17 protein-coding genes are annotated in these 17,185 nt (G+C 67.1%); 9 read left to right on the forward strand and 8 right to left on the reverse strand.

Annotated features, from left to right (window positions below; all coding sequences use genetic code 11):
• The first annotated feature begins 16 nt into the window (after positions 1-16).
• From ACFQZZ_RS08950 to ACFQZZ_RS08960, 3 genes are all read left to right on the forward strand, one after another.
• The gene (locus ACFQZZ_RS08950; RefSeq protein ID WP_378676733.1) at positions 17-790 is read left to right on the forward strand and encodes a glutaminyl-peptide cyclotransferase; all 774 of its coding nucleotides are present in this window, start codon (positions 17-19) and stop codon (positions 788-790) included.
• Positions 791-870: 80 nt separating this feature from the next.
• Entirely contained in the window at positions 871-2,709 is a 1,839-nt protein-coding gene (locus ACFQZZ_RS08955) for an MFS transporter (protein WP_378676736.1), read from the forward strand.
• A complete protein-coding gene (locus ACFQZZ_RS08960; RefSeq protein WP_378676739.1) occupies positions 2,709-3,299 on the forward strand; it encodes a DUF2771 domain-containing protein in 591 nt (196 codons plus the stop codon). Before ACFQZZ_RS08955 ends, ACFQZZ_RS08960 begins: the two co-directional genes overlap by 1 nt.
• Positions 3,300-3,376: 77 nt before the next feature.
• On the opposite strand, the gene ACFQZZ_RS08965 is transcribed toward ACFQZZ_RS08960, so the two are convergent.
• Positions 3,377-3,802 carry a cold-shock protein gene (locus ACFQZZ_RS08965; protein WP_378678290.1) on the reverse strand — a complete coding sequence of 142 codons (426 nt, stop codon included), beginning with the start codon at positions 3,800-3,802 and terminating at the stop codon, positions 3,377-3,379.
• A gap of 199 nt (positions 3,803-4,001) precedes the next feature.
• On the opposite strand from ACFQZZ_RS08965, the gene ACFQZZ_RS08970 reads away from it, so the two are divergent.
• Together ACFQZZ_RS08970 and ACFQZZ_RS08975 are read left to right on the forward strand one after the other, a co-directional pair.
• Positions 4,002-4,244: a hypothetical protein gene (locus ACFQZZ_RS08970; RefSeq protein WP_378676742.1), complete on the forward strand. Its 243-nt coding sequence runs from the start codon at positions 4,002-4,004 to the stop codon at positions 4,242-4,244.
• A 370-nt stretch (positions 4,245-4,614) separates the two neighbouring features.
• Positions 4,615-5,250, forward strand: a complete 636-nt coding sequence (locus tag ACFQZZ_RS08975) for a transglycosylase family protein (protein WP_378676744.1) — start codon at positions 4,615-4,617, stop codon at positions 5,248-5,250.
• Positions 5,251-5,360: 110 nt separating this feature from the next.
• On the opposite strand, the gene ACFQZZ_RS08980 is transcribed toward ACFQZZ_RS08975, so the two are convergent.
• Complete coding sequence (locus ACFQZZ_RS08980; protein WP_378676747.1) at positions 5,361-5,549, reverse strand: hypothetical protein; 189 nt, start codon at positions 5,547-5,549, stop codon at positions 5,361-5,363.
• A 107-nt stretch (positions 5,550-5,656) separates the two neighbouring features.
• Here ACFQZZ_RS08980 and ACFQZZ_RS08985 point away from each other — a divergent pair, with 107 nt between their 5' ends.
• A complete protein-coding gene (locus tag ACFQZZ_RS08985; protein ID WP_378676750.1) occupies positions 5,657-7,954 on the forward strand; it encodes a helicase-associated domain-containing protein in 2,298 nt (765 codons plus the stop codon).
• A 16-nt stretch (positions 7,955-7,970) separates the two neighbouring features.
• On the opposite strand, the gene ACFQZZ_RS08990 is transcribed toward ACFQZZ_RS08985, so the two are convergent.
• Positions 7,971-8,498 (reverse strand): hypothetical protein, encoded by a 528-nt coding sequence (locus tag ACFQZZ_RS08990; protein ID WP_378676753.1) that lies wholly within the window; start codon positions 8,496-8,498, stop codon positions 7,971-7,973.
• Positions 8,499-8,814: 316 nt separating this feature from the next.
• On the opposite strand from ACFQZZ_RS08990, the gene ACFQZZ_RS08995 reads away from it, so the two are divergent.
• Entirely contained in the window at positions 8,815-9,639 is an 825-nt protein-coding gene (locus ACFQZZ_RS08995) for a hypothetical protein (protein WP_378676756.1), read from the forward strand.
• Between the two features lie 7 nt (positions 9,640-9,646).
• Here ACFQZZ_RS08995 and ACFQZZ_RS09000 read toward each other — a convergent pair whose 3' ends face one another.
• The 4 genes from ACFQZZ_RS09000 to ACFQZZ_RS09015 form a co-directional block, all read right to left on the reverse strand.
• A complete protein-coding gene (locus ACFQZZ_RS09000; protein WP_378676759.1) occupies positions 9,647-11,041 on the reverse strand; it encodes a M1 family metallopeptidase in 1,395 nt (464 codons plus the stop codon).
• A 68-nt stretch (positions 11,042-11,109) separates the two neighbouring features.
• Positions 11,110-11,748: a LysE family translocator gene (locus ACFQZZ_RS09005; protein WP_378676761.1), complete on the reverse strand. Its 639-nt coding sequence runs from the start codon at positions 11,746-11,748 to the stop codon at positions 11,110-11,112.
• A 53-nt stretch (positions 11,749-11,801) separates the two neighbouring features.
• The gene (locus ACFQZZ_RS09010; RefSeq protein WP_378676764.1) at positions 11,802-12,470 is read right to left on the reverse strand and encodes a DUF3239 domain-containing protein; all 669 of its coding nucleotides are present in this window, start codon (positions 12,468-12,470) and stop codon (positions 11,802-11,804) included.
• 237 nt (positions 12,471-12,707) lie between these two features.
• Positions 12,708-14,366 (reverse strand): DNA repair helicase XPB, encoded by a 1,659-nt coding sequence (locus ACFQZZ_RS09015; protein WP_378676767.1) that lies wholly within the window; start codon positions 14,364-14,366, stop codon positions 12,708-12,710.
• Positions 14,367-14,505: 139 nt separating this feature from the next.
• Here ACFQZZ_RS09015 and ACFQZZ_RS09020 point away from each other — a divergent pair, with 139 nt between their 5' ends.
• Entirely contained in the window at positions 14,506-15,150 is a 645-nt protein-coding gene (locus ACFQZZ_RS09020) for a LysE family translocator (RefSeq protein WP_378676770.1), read from the forward strand.
• Positions 15,151-15,257: 107 nt separating this feature from the next.
• The gene (locus ACFQZZ_RS09025; RefSeq protein WP_378676773.1) at positions 15,258-15,944 is read left to right on the forward strand and encodes a trimeric intracellular cation channel family protein; all 687 of its coding nucleotides are present in this window, start codon (positions 15,258-15,260) and stop codon (positions 15,942-15,944) included.
• A gap of 8 nt (positions 15,945-15,952) precedes the next feature.
• Here the strand turns inward: ACFQZZ_RS09025 and ACFQZZ_RS09030 are convergent, their stop codons facing one another.
• On the reverse strand, positions 15,953-17,131 hold the full coding sequence (locus ACFQZZ_RS09030) for a pyridoxal phosphate-dependent aminotransferase (RefSeq protein WP_378676776.1): 1,179 nt from the start codon (positions 17,129-17,131) through the stop codon (positions 15,953-15,955).
• Between the last annotated feature and the right edge of the window lie 54 nt (positions 17,132-17,185).

Consider the following 17,185-nt stretch of genomic DNA (forward strand, 5'->3'; position numbering starts at 1 on the left):
GCTTACATTTTGCCGTATGGAGCGCAATCGGCGTTCGTTGGCCGTCGCAGTACTGGTCAGCTTGCTCGCATCGACCGGCTGCGGCGGCGCAGACGACCAACCACAACGACTGAAAATCGAGGTCATCGGCACCCGTCCGCACGATCCGACGGCATTCACCCAGGGCCTCGAAATCGACGGCAACGTGCGCTACGAAGGCACGGGCAAGCCGGGCGCGTCGAGTATCCGCGCGACCGACCTGGCCACCGGAGCCGAACTGGCCCGCGTCGATCTCCCCGATCCGTACTTCGGCGAGGGTGTGACACTGGCCGGCGACACCCTCTGGCAGCTCACCTGGAAGGACCGGGTTGCCTTCGCACGAGACCCGGTGACACTGGCCGAACGCGGCCGAGTGCCCTACGAGGGCGAGGGCTGGGGCATCTGCACCCGCGCGGACAAGCTGGTGATGAGCAACGGCACCGACGAGCTCACCTTTCGTGACCCGGTCACCTTCGCGCCGACCGGCACTGTCACCCTCGGCAACCGTCGCAAGGCGCACCTGAACGAGCTCGATTGCGCCGCGGACGGTTCGGTGTACGCCAACGATTACCCCACCGACACGATCCTGCGGATCGATCCCGACACCGGCCGGGTCCTCGCCGAGATCGACGCACGCGGCCTGCTCGCACCCGCGGCCCGCGTGGACACCGACGTGCTCAACGGCATCGCCCAGATCCCGGGCACCGACCACTTCCTGCTCACCGGCAAGTACTGGCCGACCATATTCGAAGTCAGATTCGTGCCCGCCTGAATTGCGACGGGGGTCACGTTCCTCCGACACCCTGGAGCGCAAGTGAACCCCACCCGCGGAAGTACGACAGAATTGGGTGCGTGACTACTCCCCGCGATCCCTCCGGCCCTGACAATGGTCCGTGGGATGGCGAGGAGGCTCCGCCGATCCAACGGCACCCCGGCTTCGACCGATATCCGCCACCCAACGCACCTTCGGCTCGACGGCCGCTGCCGGATCCGGAGCCCAGTCGCCGCCAACCGCCGCCTGCCGCACGGCGACCGCAGTTCGACACCCGACGGCTACCGGAGACCAGGCCCGAACCTGCCGACCCGGCCCAGTTCGAAACCCGCCGCATGCCGGCGCAGGGCGAACCCGACCGATCCACCCCCGACATGCGCAAACCGCCGCACACCGAACCGGACGGCTACGCCGAACCGACGGACGACAGCGCCTCATCGGGCGAACCACGCATCCCCCGCAAGCTGACCGTCACCAGGGTCGCCGCGATGCGCGGCCAAGAACTGACCAAACGCGGTATCGCGTCCTTCCAGCGCGCCGCGAAGGCCGACGGCGCGGAGAAGTCGGGCCTCACCGCGCTGACCTACGCCACGATGGCGAACTTCGCCCTCGACGCCGCGATCGCCGTCGCCCTCGCCAACACGCTCTTCTTCGCGAGCGCGACCGCGGAGAGCAAGTCGAAGGTCGCGCTGTATCTGCTGATCACCATCGCGCCGTTCGCGTTGATCGCGCCGCTGATCGGACCGCTGCTCGACCGCTTGCAGCGCGGCCGCAGACTCGCGCTCGCCACCTCGTTCGCGCTGCGTGCGGTGGTCACCGTGGTGCTGATCGTGGCCTTCGATACCTGGGCGCTCTATCCGCTCGCTCTGTGCATGATGGTCGGCAGCAAATCGTTCTCGGTGCTCAAGAGCGCGGTGACGCCACGCGTGCTGCCACCGGATATCGATCTGGTGCGCACCAACTCTCGGCTCACCGTGTTCGGTCTGGTGGGAGGCACCATCGGCGCGGGCGCGATCGCCGCGGGCGCCGCCGCGATCGCGAGCTCCACCGGCGCACTGATCTTCGCCACCGCGATCGCGGTGGCAGGCACCTATCTGAGCCTGCGCATCCCGCGCTGGGTCGAGGTCACCGAGGGCGAGGTCCCGGCGACCCTCAGCTACCACGCCCACACCGAAGTACTGGATCCGGCAAAGGAATCCACGATCCCGCCGCGCAAGCGCAGGCAGCCGCTCGGCCGAGCGGTCGTCACCGGGCTGTGGGGCAACAGCGCCATCCGGGTGCTGACCGGCTTCCTCACTTTCTATGTGGCCTTCGTCGCCAAGGCGACCGAGCACGGTGGCGTGCAGCAGGCAGCCATGCTCGGCGTGGTCGGTGTCGCGGCGGCCATCGGCAACTTCACCGGCAACGCCACCGGCGCCCGGCTCAAACTCGGCAAGCCCTCGCTGATCGTGCTCAACTGCACTGCGGCGTGCACCCTCATCGCGCTGTTCGCGGTGTTCGCGAACAATCTGCTCGGCGCGGCGCTGGCGACGCTGGTCGCGGCCGGTGCGAGCGCGCTGGCGAAGGTCTCGCTGGATGCGTCGATCCAGGACGACCTGCCGCCCGAGTCGATCGCCTCCGGCTTCGGCCGGTCGGAGACCGTGCTCCAGCTCAGCTGGGTTGTCGGTGGCGCCGCCGGTGTGCTGCTGCCGACCGACTACTGGAAGGGTTTCGCGGTCGTTTCGGCGATACTCGTCATCGGACTGGTCCAGACCTTCGTCAGCTTCCGAGGTCACTCCCTGTTGCCCGGTCTCGGCGGCAATCGACCGCAGCACGCGGAGCAGGAGGTTCCGCAGGCGCGGCCGCATGCCCCCGAAGCAAGCAGACATCGCGGTGCGGACACCCAACGCATTCAACGAGGGATAGGAGATCCCATCTAGTGAGTAAGCCCAGGACCCGAACCCTCGTCGCGCTCGGCGCAGCCGCCGCGCTGGTGTTCGTCGTCGCGTACGTCGGCGTCCTCGCGGTGCTGATCCGCAACGCCCCCGAGCGGGAGCCGGAGATCACCGCCTACGCCCACGGAACCGCCGTCACCGTGCGTCCGTATGGATACTGCTCACCGTTGATGCAGGACTGCCGAATCCTGCCGGAGCGCGGCCCCGATGCGGACACTGGCTCGATCTTCTCCCGGCTGCCGTGCGGTGCGGCGACACCGGACTGTCAGAACGGCAAGACGGTCCGACTAGAGGTGCCTGCGGGCTACCCGCTGCAGATGTCGCTGCCGAAGAAGATCGCGGACGCACCGTGGATCGCCCGATTCGTCTACGTGCTGCCCAACGGCGACACGGTGGACCGAGTGGTCAGCCGCAACGACTACCCCGAGGGTGCGCTCAACCTGACCATCGACTCGACGCCGGAACCGGAGCTGCGCCTCATCGGCGTCGAAATGCAGCTCCCGATCCTCGCCAAGGACGAGACAGGCCAGGAGTTCTATCTCCCGCACGCCGCCTGGTCGATCAGCACGCTGTAAGAACTCCTGCCCGACAGCCGATTTCGCGAGCGGACAGTAACTCGCCGGGAACATCCGTACCCGGCGAGTTATCTCACTCAGTGATCCAGTTCGCGCGCTACGGCACGGACGACCTCGGAAATGCGTTGCGCGGTCTTGCGATCCGGGTACTTGCCCTTGCGCAGGTCCGGCTGCACCTTGGCCTCGAGCAGGGTGATCATGTCCTCGACCATCCCGTGCAGCTCGTCCGGCGTGTGCTTGCGGACGACGGGCTCCCGATGTGCGCCGCGCTCGCGCTCCTGGCCCTGACGGACCGACGGCGGCGCCTCGAGCACCTTCAGGCTCAGCGCCTGCGGCCCACGACGGCCCGCGGCCATCCCGAATTCGACGCGCTGGCCAGGCTTGAGCGCTTCGGTGCCCTCGGGCAGCGCGGAGGAACGGACGTAGACGTCCTCACCCTCGTCCTGGGAAAGGAAGCCGAAGCCCTTTTCGACGTCGTACCACTTAACCCTGCCGGTCGGCACTGCGCTCACCTGTTCATCGTCGAAAGTCGGACCCTGTTGTCCGAGCACATCCGTCTGCCCGGGACCCACCGCGCGAAGCATCGCGAGGCAGATCCTGTCAGTTTGCGAAAAGTAACGCGCCCCACTCATGCAGGACGCGATTCTCACCGAGTCTACCCCGGTGCCAATAACGCAAGCACATCAGTTTTACGGTCTTCGAGTGACGAACCCCTCTGCGCCGCCGCCTCCGAGCGGGTCTCCGCGCCGCTCGAGCGATCGGCTGTTGCACCTCGCACTCGGCCTGTTCGCGATCGGATTGCTGGCGATCGTCGCGATCTTTCTGACGCCGATCCTCAGCGACTCCTCGCCGGGGCTCTGGCTGTATCTGATCGCCATGCTCGCGCCGCTCGGATTCTTGGTCGGCTTCGGGTACGCACTGTGGTCCGGCCGCCGATCCCGGTGACGCGAACACGGTTACCCGACCCGATTGTTACCAAATCTCGAGTGTGATCCTCGTCACATAACGACGGGGTCACGGAGTGGTGACGGCCCCTAATCGGCCCGTTCGCACCACTTCCCATCTGCGCTAAAGCCTTCGGGCACTTACCGAGACCACTCCGAGACCCACGGGTACACGCCGGTTACCAAATAGTGATTTTTCTCGGCGATCGTCGTACGGTCTTACCCAGCCGGGACACCCGGCAACCACCGGCCCGCCGCACCAAGCCTCACCCCGCGGGTACCGGACCCCGACGGAAATAGGGGTGAGGGCGGACGGACGACCTCTCAGTCCGACCACATGCAGGTGCGTAGGAGAGGCAGAAGAACCCGATATGAGTGGACGCCATCGCAAGCCAACCTCCACCGGGCGCACTGTTGCCAAGGTCGCCGTTACCGGCGCCATCATCGGCACCGCCGGTGTAGCCCTCGCTGGCAACGCCGCTGCGGCACCGGACTCCGACTGGGATCGTCTCGCGCAGTGCGAGGCAGGCGGCAACTGGGGCATCAACACCGGCAACGGTTTCCAGGGCGGGCTGCAGTTCTCCCCCGGCACCTGGACCGCGCACGGAGGCGGCGAGTACGCCGCGACCGCCAACCAGGCCAGCCGCGAACAGCAGATCGCTGTCGCCGAGAAGGTCCTCGCCACCCAAGGCTGGGGCGCTTGGCCCTCTTGCTCCTCCAATCTCGGACTGAGCAGCGCACCCACCGTGCGCACCGCACCGAAATCGCCGGATGCCACGCCGCGCTGGCAGCCGGCCGAGGAATCCCCCCTGCAGGTGCAGCCGGCGGACAGCTCGCAGCAGGTCTTCTCCGCAGTCGACCGCGCCGTTGCCGTTGTGCAGGCACAAGGCGTGCAGATTCCGCAGGAAGCCCTCGACTTCTTGAGCGGCGCCAAGGCGAGCAACATAAAGCTCGATCCGACCATCGTGAACTTCTTCGAGGCCAATAAGGGACTTCTCCCCTCCTGAGCCGCGTTCACGCTGAATCTCATTCACACAGAGTCTTATTCACGAAGAAGGTCCCCGCATCAACGAAGATGCGGGGACCTTTTTCGTGTCCGCAGGCTTTCCGCCCGGGATCAGCGATTGATCACCGTGTTCGGATGCATGTACGGCAGCTGATCGGCCGGAACCGGAAACTCGGTGTCCTCACCGTACGGCGAGAGTCCACCGGAACGAGCCGACGAGAGTTCGGTGACCACATGATCACCGTCGGCTACCTTGGGCCAGCCATTGTCGACGTAGGGTTTCTTCGATTTGTTCACCACGGCCCCATGCTAACCCGCCGCTATGCGCCTACAGCCATATAGGTGGGTGCCGAAAATGCATACTCCTGCTCCGCCGGGCACCTGCGCTGCACCGTAGGCTGGACCCGATGATCGCGACCGACTCCTTGGCCGGATGGCTCGGTGCCCGCAGCGATGCCCAGCTTGTGGCCTTGCTCGAACTCCGGCCCGATCTGGCCGTGCCACTGCCCTCGTCGATGGCGGTGCTCGCCGCACGCGCCCAGCAGCGTGCGTCGGTGCTGCGTGCCACCGACGATCTGAACACGCTCGAGTTCGCGATTGTGGAAACCCTTGCCGTACACGGCGTCACCCACTCCGATCGGGCGGCCACCCCGCTACAGCGCAGCGCGTTGCACGTGCAGCTGAGCGAACGCGTCAGCGCGGCAGAACTCGACGCCGCACTGGCGCGATTGACCGACCGTGCGCTCATCTGGACCGACGGCGAGGACCTGCGGCTGGTTCCGGCCGCCGCCGAGGCGCTGCCATGGCCGATCGGCAGCACCACCGAAATCCCGGACGCGCTCACCGAACCGGAGGTGGTGGCCGCCCTCGCCGAGATCGCGCCCGCCGAACGGGCACTGCTGGACAAGCTCGCCACCACCGGCCCGCGCGGCCGCAGCAGGGACGCGGCGCCAGGCACGCCCGAGGACCGCCCGATCCAACGGTTGCTGACACGCAGGCTGCTGCACTGGATCGACGATGAGACGGTCGAGCTGCCGGTCACCGTCGGCCAGATGCTGCGTCGTGAGCCGGTGACCCACCCGCATGCCCTCACCCCGCCACATCCGCGGCTGAGCAAACAAGCCCCCGCGGACGTCAATGCGGTTGCGGCGGGTGAAGTGGGTGAGTTGTTGCGGCACTGCGCGGATGTGCTGGAGGCGCTCGGCCAAGCGCCCGCGCCCGCGTTGCGGGCAGGCGGACTCGGCGTGCGGGAGTTGCGTCGCATCGCCAAACAGACCGGAGTCGACGAAGCTCGGGCCGGGCTGCTCGTCGAACTGCTCGCGGCGGCGAGGCTGGTCGCGAAGGGCATGCCGGACCCGCCACCGGAGTTCGACTCCACCGACGACTTCTGGGCGCCGACGCCCGCGGCCGACGCCTGGCGTGATGCCCCGCTCGCCCGCCGCTGGGTGACCCTCGCGCTGGCCTGGCTCGATCTGGACCGGATGCCATGGATGATCGGGATGCGCGACGCCAACGACAAGCCGCTCGCGGCGCTCGCGATCGAGCTACGCACCCCGCACGCGCCGCGCGATCGGCGCGCCATGCTGAACCTGCTCGGTGAATTCTCCTCCGGCACAGCGCTGGATCCCGCTGATATCGGCAGGATCATGGCCTGGCGGCAACCCCGCTGGCGCAGGCATTTTCGCTCGGAGGCGGTCGAGAACACTCTGCGGGAGGCGGCGGCGCTCGGCTTCGTCGGCCGTGGCGCCCTCGGCTCCCCCGCAAGAGCGCTGCTGCACGACGCACCGACCAGCGCGGCCGACGCCGAGGCCGCGATGGAGGCTGCACTTCCCGCCCCGGTCGATCACGTGCTGGTGCAGGCCGACCTGACGGTGATCGCACCGGGTCCGCTGACGGCGGACCTACAGCAGCAAATCGCACTGGTCGCCGATGTCGAATCGGCGGGCGCGGCAACTGTCTATCGGATCGGGGAGACCTCGGTGCGGCGCGCGCTGGACGGCGGTATGACGGCGGCCGAGTTGCACGCGCTGTTCACCACCCACTCGCGCACGCCGATTCCGCAGGCGCTGACCTATCTGATCGACGACGTGGCCAGGCGGCACGGGCAGCTGCGGGCCGGGATGGCGCAGTCGTTCCTGCGCAGCGACGACCCGGCACTGCTTGCGCAGGTGCTTGCCGCACCCGTGGCGAGCGCGCTTGCGCTGCGGGCGATCGCCCCGACCGTCGCTATCGCCCAAGCCCCGATGGGTGAGCTGCTCGAGCAACTACGCGCGGCCGGATTCGCGCCGGCGGGCGAGGATTCGGCAGGCACGATCGTCGATCTGCGGCCGCGCGGCGCGCGCATCACGATCCGGCCGAACGCGCGGCAGCCCTATCGGCCGACGCCGCCGAGCGCCGAACAGCTGGAGCTGCTGGTGGCGGAACTACGGGCGGGCGAACGCGCCGCCAGCGCCCGCAACGGGCAGTCGGTGCGCACCGACGGCACCCGAACCAGTACCGCCGCAACCCTGGCGCTGCTGCAATTGGCGGCGCGGGTGCGGCGGTCGGTCAATATCGGCTATGTCGACGCCTCTGGCGTCGCGACCCAGCGCGTGGTCGAACCGTTGAAAGTCGGCAACGGTCAGCTCGATGCGCTGGATCCGGTGACCGGCGCGGTCCGGCACTTCACATTGCACCGGATCGCATCGGTCGCCCTACTCGAATAAGCGATGTGGCTCGAGATCAGGCCTTCGGCTTGCCGAGGCAGAAGGTCGTCTTGGGATCCGAGACGGTAATGAATTTTTCCGACTCCGCGCCACAGAGCAGTTCGTCGACCTGTCCGTCGATCCGCTGGATCACCCGGAAAGTCGCCTCGTTGGATGCGCAATCCGCGAACTGGTATCCGGTGAGGTTGTTGTCGATGTAGCAGCTGCCCTGCTTGAAATTCGGCGCCAGGCAGAGGAAGGCGGTGGTGCCGCCGTTCAGAGTCTCCTCGTAGGAGGTGTAATCCTCCGCGCAATCGGTCTTCGTGTCGTAGGTCTGCACAATCTTGTACACGGCCTTCTCCGACGAGCAATCGACCGGCTCGGTCTTGGAGTCGACAGCCGAGCCCTTGATGACGTTGATACAGTCACCGACCTTGGCTTTTGCCGTATCGGACTTGCTCGCGTCCTCGATCGCCGAACAACCGGTCACCGCGACCGCGACCGCGGTCACCGCCAGGAGGGCAAGCACAATCCGTGCCAGCAGCCTCGTTCCTGGGAACTTCACCTGAAAACCTCTCTCACCGAACGCGTTCACGGTAGTCGTGAACGCGGTGAGGATACCCTCACGGTCGCCGAAACCGCATCTGCACTTCGGACGATCTTCGGTGCGCCCGCCTTCGGGCCGGAGAGTAGGTCAGCGCATGCCGAGGCCGTACATCCCCAGAATCGAGTAATTGAGAATCGAGGGGAGCAGGCGGCCGAGGAGTTGAAACCCAAAGTAGTCCACTATCAATGCCTTTCGCAGTCGCCCACGCTGTGGACGTTCAAGCAATCCGAGCTCTGTGTCGCCCGAAGAGGCTAAGTCGTTACGCTTGGAAAGTATGACCCTAGAGGACGTTGCCGTCGACTTGTACGGGCTCGACCCCGGCGCCTTCGTCGCCGCGCGGGCCGACCGGGTCAAAGCGGCCAAGGCCGCCGGCGACAAAGAGCTCGCCGCGGCCATCGGCAAGTTGCGCAGGCCGACGGTCACCGCATGGACGGTAAACCTGCTGGCCCGCGCGGCGCCCGCGGATGTCGAGGCGCTACTGCAACTCGGCGCCGCCCTGCGCACAGCCCAGCGGGAATTGTCCGCTGACCAGCTGCGTAGCCTCACCGCACAGCGTCAGCAGGTGGTGAATGCCCTCGCCAAGCGGGCCGGGGCGCTGGCCGCCGAAAACGGACATCCGGTCGGCGAGGGGGTGCTGCGCGAGGTGGGTCAGACGCTGACCGCGGCACTGGCCGATGCCGACGTCGCCGAGCAGGTCCGCGCCGGAACGCTGGCTACCTCGGCGACCTATGAGGGATTCGGGCCGGCAGGCCCGACGCTGGCAGCGGTCGCCGACACCCCGCCGACACCCGAGCCCGCGGAAACCGCCACCGCGGAAACCGCGCGCCAGGAACTCGACGACGCACTCGAAGCGCTCGAATCCGCACGCACAGCAAGGGATTCCGCGCAATCAGCTACCGAGGACGCGGCAAATCTGCTGGCCGAGAGCAAATCTCGCCTCACCGCTCTTCGCGAAGAGCTGGCCCACGCCGAACAGCAGAAGCAGTTCGCCCGCACCGCGGAACGAGCCGCGCACGATCAATTGCGCTCGGCGCAAAAGCAACTCGACCGCGTGGAGCGCTGGGCGGAGAAGGCGCGCGAGCGCGTCGACACCGAGTGACATGCCCTCAGCCGCGCAGTGCCCCTGGGAAGAGGTACTCGTCGGCGGGCACTGTCTCCTGGTCGAGCCAGGCGCCGAAGAAGCCGGTCAGATCGGCCCTGGATTTCGATTGCATGAAGGTACGGAACTCGGGCATGGAGGCATTGCCGTAGGTATGGGCGACATTGAATTCCCGGACGGCGGTGAAAAACAAGTCATCACCGAGCTGTTTGCGCAGTGCGTGCAGGAATAGCGGGCCACGGTAGTAGACGGAGGTGAATTCGTTCCCGACGCCGGGATCGCCCAAGGAAATATCCCAGAACTTCTGCACATCGCGATATTTCTGAATGGTGGCGCGGTAATCGGCGTCGACATCGGCGCCTTCCATTCGCTCGGGCCACAGGTAATCGGCGGTGTAGCTGGCGAAACATTCGTTCAAGCAGATGTCGGACCATTGCCGCACCGAGACCGAATCGCCCCACCACTGATGGGTGATTTCGTGCACCACGACCTGCAGGTCGGTCCACGGCGCGTAAATCGGCCTGGTCTGGGTTTCCAGCGAGAACTCCAGCTCGGTGTCGACATAGATCCCGCCCGCCGCCTCGAACGGGTAGGGGCCGTACAGCGATTCGACGAAGTCGAGGATCTCGGGTAACCGCTGCTCGGTCTCCCTGCTGTCGTCCGCGTCCGGGGCGAAAGCGCTGACAAGCGGCATGCCGTTGGCGCGACGCTGCTCGAGGTAGCTGAACCGATCGATGGCGACGGTGGTCAGGTAGCCGAGTACCGGCTGACGAGACTCCCAGGTGACCGTCCGTTTGCCGGCGGTGACCGCGTTCTGCGTCCGAACACCGTTGGAGACGACCTCCCATTCCGCGGGGACGGTCGCGTGCAACGCGAACGTGGCCTTGTCCAGCGGGGTGTCGTTGAGCGGGTACCAGGTGGCGGCGGAATGCGGTTCACCCGCGACGAGAGCGCCGCCGCTCGGTGCGAGGGTCCAGCCTTCTCCCTCGACGTCCGCGGCGGGGCCCGCGTAGTCCACGGTCACCGTGAACGACAGGCCGGACAGCAGCGGCAGCAGCGGCGTCACAGTCAGCTCGTGTTCGCCGTTGCGGTCGAAGGCGGCGGGCAGGTTGTTCACCGACACCATCCGCACGTCCGGACCGTCGAAGTCGAGGTTGAACACGCGCAGTGCCTGCGTCGCGGTCGCGTCGATCCGGGTTGTCGCGGTGAGCTGACTACTCGGCGGGTCGTAGTCGAGGGTGACGTCGTAGTGGCGGACGTCGTAGCCGCCGTTGCCGTCCAGCGGGTAGTACGGGTCGCCGAGACCCGGTGCGCCGGTCAGCGGATCCGCGTTCGCGGGCGCCGATGCGACGGTGACGAGCGCCCCGGCCACCGCGACACACAACATGCCGGACAACCTCATTCGACCACCCCTTTCCACCACCCGTGGATTCCGGTACCGCGTACCGACCTCGGTGGATGGTAGTCGCTTCAGTCGGCGGCGCCGGTCAGCGCCACCGACGCACCGAGACCGAAGATCATCGCGCCGCCCGCGCCGCCGACCGCCTCCAGCCGCCGTGGCGAGCGCGCGAACCACGAACGCGCCGATGCGGCGAGCAGTCCCCAGGCACTGTCGGAGACCAACGCGATGCCGAGGAAGATGGAGCCGAGTATCAGGAATTGCAGCGGCATCGCGCCCGCGTCCGGGTCAGCGAAGTGCGGGAGCACCGCCGAGAAGAAGACGATCGACTTCGGGTTGGTAAGCCCGACGAGAACGCCCTGCCGGAATACCCGGGTGTCGGAAGACGAATCGTCCACCGCACCCAATGCTTCCCGCAGCGCCTTGCGCTGCCTGAACGCCTGCACCCCGAGATACATCAGATAGAGGGCGCCGACGAGCTTCACGACGGTGAGCGCGAACGCCGAGGCCGCGATCAGGGCGCCGAGGCCCACAGCGACGAACAGCAGCGCGACGAAGACTCCCGCCGAGTGCCCGAACACCGAGACAAGGGCGGCCCGTCGGCCGAGCGCGAGTGCCCGGCCGATCGTGAACAGCACGCCGGGGCCGGGGATGACGATGATCAGCAACGACGCGGCGATAAAGGCCAGCAGATTGGTCGTGGGCACCATCTTCCGAGTCTAGGCTGCCGTGCAACCCGAATTCCGGAGGATCACAGGTCAACTCACGCGCCGAGGTCGCCGGGCAATTGGTGCGGGTCGAGCAACAGGCGCTTGGCCGAGCTGCGACGCACCTTGTCCGCGAGCGCGAGATTGTCGGTGAGCAGCCGCCATTCGACCTCGCTGATCGCGGCGCGGGCCCGCTCGATGACCGCGTCGTCGCGGGTACCCCACGCGATCGGCATGGCGCTGACCGACTGCCACCGCTCACCCACCTGTCTGGGCGCGCGGTCGGTGCGCACCGCGACCGACGGCACCCGTTCGCCCGCGCGCTTCTGGTGGCCGGGTAGGTCGCGAACCTTCCTGATCACCAGTGCATAGCGCGGATCGGTCGCCTCCGGCTTCGCCACGTCGACCAGCGCCAGCAGCACCACCCCGCTGGGGTGCGTCTCGGAAATCACGGCGGGGACGAGTTCCCCGTCGGCATACAGCTTGTCGATGCTGGAGCGTCGCGGCGTCCACAGCCCCACCCAGAGCGCGGTGACCGCACCCAGCGCGAAGGCGACGGCCAGCAGGTAGGCCCACGGGTGATTCAGCCAGATCAGGTAACCGGTGCCGAGACCCAGGAGGACTGCGGCACCGATCGCCAGCGCCCCAAGTCGGCGCATATCGGCGACGATCTCGTTCACTGCGCGGGCATGTTCACGATTCACCGCGAATTCGAAGCGTCGCACGTCCTTCTTCCTACAGCGTGCTGAACACACGTTCAACACCACCCTTCTCGGGTGTTCCTCTCCGTTGCCGGACGAGGTTCCTGCTTCATCGAGCCCAGTTTCACTGGTCCGAGCAGTGGACCAGCCAGCGCCAAACCCTCCGCAGACATTGGTAACCCGGCCTCCCACTTAGAGGTCCGGAGCGTCGTTACCGGCGCGAAAGCCACTCTACCGAAGAGCACCGACAGATCCCCTTGATTATCCGATGGCCGGTCCCAGCAAGTCGTCGGCATCCGTGATGCGATAGGCATACCCCTGTTCGGCGAGAAAACGCTGGCGATGTGCGGCGTATTCGGCGTCCAGCGTGTCACGCGCGACAACCGAATAGAAGTGGGCTTGGCCACCATCCTGTTTCGGCCGCAACAATCGGCCGAGCCGCTGCGCCTCTTCCTGACGCGATCCGAAAGTTCCCGAAACCTGCACTGCTACAGATGCTTCCGGCAGATCGATGGAGAAATTGGCGACCTTGCTCACCACGAGAACCGGAATGTCGCCACGCCGGAATGCCTCGAACAGCTCTTCGCGCTCTTTGGTTTTCGTCGAGCCCTGGATCACCGGCGCATTCAGAGCGGTACCCAATTCGTCGAGCTGATCCAAGTAGGCGCCGATCACCAATGTCGGCGCGTCCTTGTGTTTGGCCAGGATCGACTCCACCACAGCAATTTTCGTGCGAGCGGTCGAGCACAGCTTGTAGCGCTCCTCGGGCTCCGCGGTGGCGTAGGACATCCGCTCGGCGTCGGTCAGCGTCACCCGGACCTCGACGCAGTCGGCCGGGGCGATCCAGCCCTGCGCCTCGATGTCCTTCCACGGCGCGTCGTAGCGCTTGGGGCCGATCAGCGAGAACACGTCGCCCTCGCGGCCGTCCTCACGTACCAGCGTGGCGGTCAGCCCGAGCCTGCGGCGCGACTGCAGGTCCGCGGTCATCCGGAACACCGGAGCGGGCAGCAGGTGCACCTCGTCATAGATGACCAGGCCCCAATCGCGGCTGTCGAACAGCTCCAGATGCTTGTACTCGCCCTTGGTACGGCGGGTGATCACCTGGTAGGTCGCGATGGTGACCGGACGGACCTCCTTGCGCTCACCGGAGTACTCGCCGATCTCGTCCTCGGTCAGCGAGGTCCGCGCCAGCAGTTCCCTGCGCCATTGCCGACCCGCGACGGTGTTGGTCACGAGAATCAGCGTCGTCGCCTTCGCCTTGGCCATCGCCGCGGCGCCGACCATCGTCTTGCCGGCGCCACAGGGCAGCACCACGACACCGGAGCCGCCTGCCCAGAAAGAATCCGCGGCCATCTCCTGATAGTCGCGCAGATGCCATTTGCCACCGGAGTAGTCCAGGTCGATCTGATGGGCCTCGCCGTCGACGTAGCCCGCCAGGTCCTCCGCGGGCCAGCCGATCTTCAGCAGCATCTGCTTGATCCGCCCGCGTTCCGACGGATGCACCACCACCGTGTCGTCGTCGAGGCGGGCACCGAGCATCGGCGCGATCTTCTTGTGTCGCAGCACTTCCTCCAGCACCGCTCGATCCAGGCTGATCAGGACCAGCCCGTGCGCCGGATGCTTCACCAGTTGCAGCCGTCCGTACCTGGCCATGGTGTCGACGATGTCCACCAGCAGCGGCTGCGGCACCGCATACCGCGAGTAACTGACGAGGGCGTCCACCACCTGCTCGGCGTCGTGCCCCGCCGCCCGCGCGTTCCACAGCGCCAACGGCGTCACCCGGTAGGTGTGCACGTGCTCCGGCGCCCGCTCCAACTCCGCGAACGGCGCGATGGACTGCCGTGCCGCGTCGGCCAACTCGTGGTCGACCTCCAGCAGCAGCGTCTTGTCACTCTGAACGATCAGCGGACCGTCGGTCACGGTGCCTCCTTGTTTGGCTCCGGACCATTCTCCCTGAACCCACCGACAGCCCGGCGGGCGGAACGGTCCGGGGCCGCACGTCCAGCGGCGTCGAACTGGACCGAGACGAGCCCATGGCCGATCGGCGACGATCAGAGACATGATCGAGACGGCAGCGATTATCGGGGTGGCGGCAGCGGCGCTCGGCATGGTGCTCACACCCGGCCCCAACATGATGTACCTGGTCTCGCGGACAGTCGCACAGGGGCGCAGGGCGGGGTTGGTGTCGCTGAGCGGAGTGGCGGCCGGATTCGCGGTGTATCTGACGGCCGCGACCGCGGGCATCACCGCGGTGTTCGCGGTGGTCCCTGGGTTGTACTCGGCGGTGAAGGTGGCCGGCGCCGCCTATCTCGGCTGGCTGGCCTGGCAGGCATTGCGGCCCGGCGGCGCCTCGGTGTTCGCGCCTACCGCGCTGCCCGCCGATCCGGCGCGCCGACTGTTCACCATGGGCTTGGTCACCAATCTGCTCAATCCCAAGATCGCGATCATGTACATGGCGTTGATTCCGCAGTTCGTAGTGCCCGGCCACGGGCGGGCGTGGTTGCAGAGTCTGTGCCTCGGCATGGTGCAGATCACGGTGGCGCTGGCGGTGAACTGCCTGATCGTGCTCGGGGCCGGCGGCATCTCGACTTTCTTGACGGGCAGGCCGCTGTGGCTGCGCGCGCAGCGGTACGTGATGGGCTCGATGCTCGGCGCCATCGCGGTTCTGCTGGCGACCGACCGCGCGCGGCCGACCCCGGCCTGATCGCGCCTATTACCCACCAGGACCGATAACCAGGGTGTCGCGGAACTCACAGCTCCCCCATCGTGCAAACCTGCTCGAGCAGAGTGCACTCGGAAGGGAACGGATTCATGGGCGCCGAACTCGACATCATGGCGACACAGCTCGACTCGGCGGTCAATGCCGCGCAACGAATCGGCGAGTTGCTCGGCGTCATCGCCTTCGCGACCTCCGGCGCCTTGCTCGCGGTACGCAAGAACCTCGATATCTTCGGCATGGCAGTGCTGGCCTGCGGCACCGCACTCGGTGGCGGTGTCGTCCGCGATCTGCTCATCGGCCGCACGCCGCCCTCGGCGTTCACCGACCTGACCTACCTCAGCGCGTCACTGCTGACCACGCTCGTCATCTTCTTCTGGCACCCGACGAGCAGGCTGACCCGCGGCCCGCTCGAGATCGCGGATGCGATCGGACTCGGGCTGTTCTGCGTCACCGGCACCGTCGTCGCCTACTCCTATGGCACCGGCGCCCCGACCGCCGCGCTGCTCGGCATGGTCACGGCGATCGGCGGCGGCGTGATCAGGGACGTGCTCGGTGGACAGGTGCCGAGCGTGCTGCGTCCGGATCAGGAGCTATACGCGGTGCCCGCCCTTTTCGGCGCGGCGACCACCGCCGCGCTGCTGCATTTCGGCGCCTACCGCGCCTGGACCGGCTTCCTCGCGGCGCTGGTCGCCATCGCGGTCCGGCTGCTCGCACGCCGCTTTCAATGGCGCGCGCCGCAGGCCAGGCACACCACTCGCCGAGGCGGTACGGCGGGCTGACACCCGCGTCAGCTCACGCGCACGCCCGCGCGCAGGCGCCGGACCCCCTCGTCCAGGATTTCGTCCCGTTTGCAGAAGGTGAAGCGCACCAGCCGATTCCACGCCTCGGTGTCATCGGCGAACACACTGACCGGGACCGCCGCGACGCCGATCCGTTCAGGCAGTTGCCTGCAGAAGGCGAGTCCGTCGGACGCCCCCATCGGAGTGATGTCGGCGCAGACGAAATAGCCGCCCGCACTGGCCTTCACCTCGAACCCGGTATCCGCGAGCGCCGCGGAGAGCCGCAGTCGCTTCTCCGACAGGGTGTCTCGCAGGCCTGCCACCCAGCCGAGTTCGTTGTTCAGCGCGTGCGCGACGGCGGGCTGGAACGGACCGCCCGCGACAAAGGTCAGGAACTGCTTGGCGGCGAGCACCTCGTCGATGAGATCCGCGGGACCGCACGCCCAGCCGGTCTTCCATCCGGTGACACTGAAAGTCTTCGCCGCACTGGACACCACGATCGTGCGCTCGGCCATTCCGGGCAGCGTCGCGAGGCTGATGTGCTCGGCACCGTCGAAGACGAGGTGCTCGTACACCTCGTCGGTGAGCACCAGCAGGTCGTGCGCACAGGCGATTTCGGCGATCGCCGTGAGATCGGCGCGGTCCAGAATGGTTCCGGTCGGGTTGTGCGGTGAATTCACCACCAGCATCCGGGTGGCGGGCGTGATCGCCGCGCGCAGGCTGTCCAGATCGAGGACGAAGCGGTCACCGTCGGGAACGAGGCGCGCTGTCCGCCGCCGCGCTCCGGCCAGTGCGACCGCGGCCGCGTAGGAGTCGTAATAGGGCTCTATCAGCACGACTTCCTGACCCGGCTCGACCAGCCCGAGCATCGCGGCGCTGATCGCCTCGGTCGCGCCGACGGTGACAAGCACCTGAGTGTCCGGGTCATAGTGGGTGCCGTAGCGGCGGGCCCGATCGTCGGCTACGGCGCGACGCAGGACCGGCATGCCGCGCCCGGGCGGGTACTGATTCAGACCGTCGGCGATGGCACGCCTGGCGACCTCGAGCATCCCGGCCGGTCCGTCGGTATCGGGAAAGCCCTGGCCGAGGTTGACCGCATCGTGGCGGATGGCGAGCTCGGTCATCTCCGCGAATATCGTCGAGGCAAAGGGGCGCAGGCGGGCGACGGTGGCAGGACGCGTGGGCATATCCGGAGAGTAGCCCAGCGGTCGCTATTGTTGCCATTAGATAGCGAAAGGCTA

The sequence above is a fragment of the Nocardia sp. GCM10030253 genome (assembly GCF_042675075.1).
Lineage (GTDB): Bacteria > Actinomycetota > Actinomycetes > Mycobacteriales > Mycobacteriaceae > Nocardia.

Coding starts and splice junctions, on each gene's coding strand:
- ACFQZZ_RS08985 (WP_378676750.1), top strand. CDS start 5,657: ATGATCGCGACCGACTCCTTGGCCGGATGGCTCGGTGCCCGCAGCGAT.
- ACFQZZ_RS08995 (WP_378676756.1), top strand. CDS start 8,815: ATGACCCTAGAGGACGTTGCCGTCGACTTGTACGGGCTCGACCCCGGC.
- ACFQZZ_RS09025 (WP_378676773.1), top strand. CDS start 15,258: ATGGGCGCCGAACTCGACATCATGGCGACACAGCTCGACTCGGCGGTC.
- ACFQZZ_RS09020 (WP_378676770.1), top strand. CDS start 14,506: ATGATCGAGACGGCAGCGATTATCGGGGTGGCGGCAGCGGCGCTCGGC.
- ACFQZZ_RS08950 (WP_378676733.1), top strand. CDS start 17: ATGGAGCGCAATCGGCGTTCGTTGGCCGTCGCAGTACTGGTCAGCTTG.
- ACFQZZ_RS09005 (WP_378676761.1), bottom strand. CDS start 11,748: ATGGTGCCCACGACCAATCTGCTGGCCTTTATCGCCGCGTCGTTGCTG.
- ACFQZZ_RS09000 (WP_378676759.1), bottom strand. CDS start 11,041: ATGAGGTTGTCCGGCATGTTGTGTGTCGCGGTGGCCGGGGCGCTCGTC.
- ACFQZZ_RS08975 (WP_378676744.1), top strand. CDS start 4,615: ATGAGTGGACGCCATCGCAAGCCAACCTCCACCGGGCGCACTGTTGCC.
- ACFQZZ_RS09030 (WP_378676776.1), bottom strand. CDS start 17,131: ATGCCCACGCGTCCTGCCACCGTCGCCCGCCTGCGCCCCTTTGCCTCG.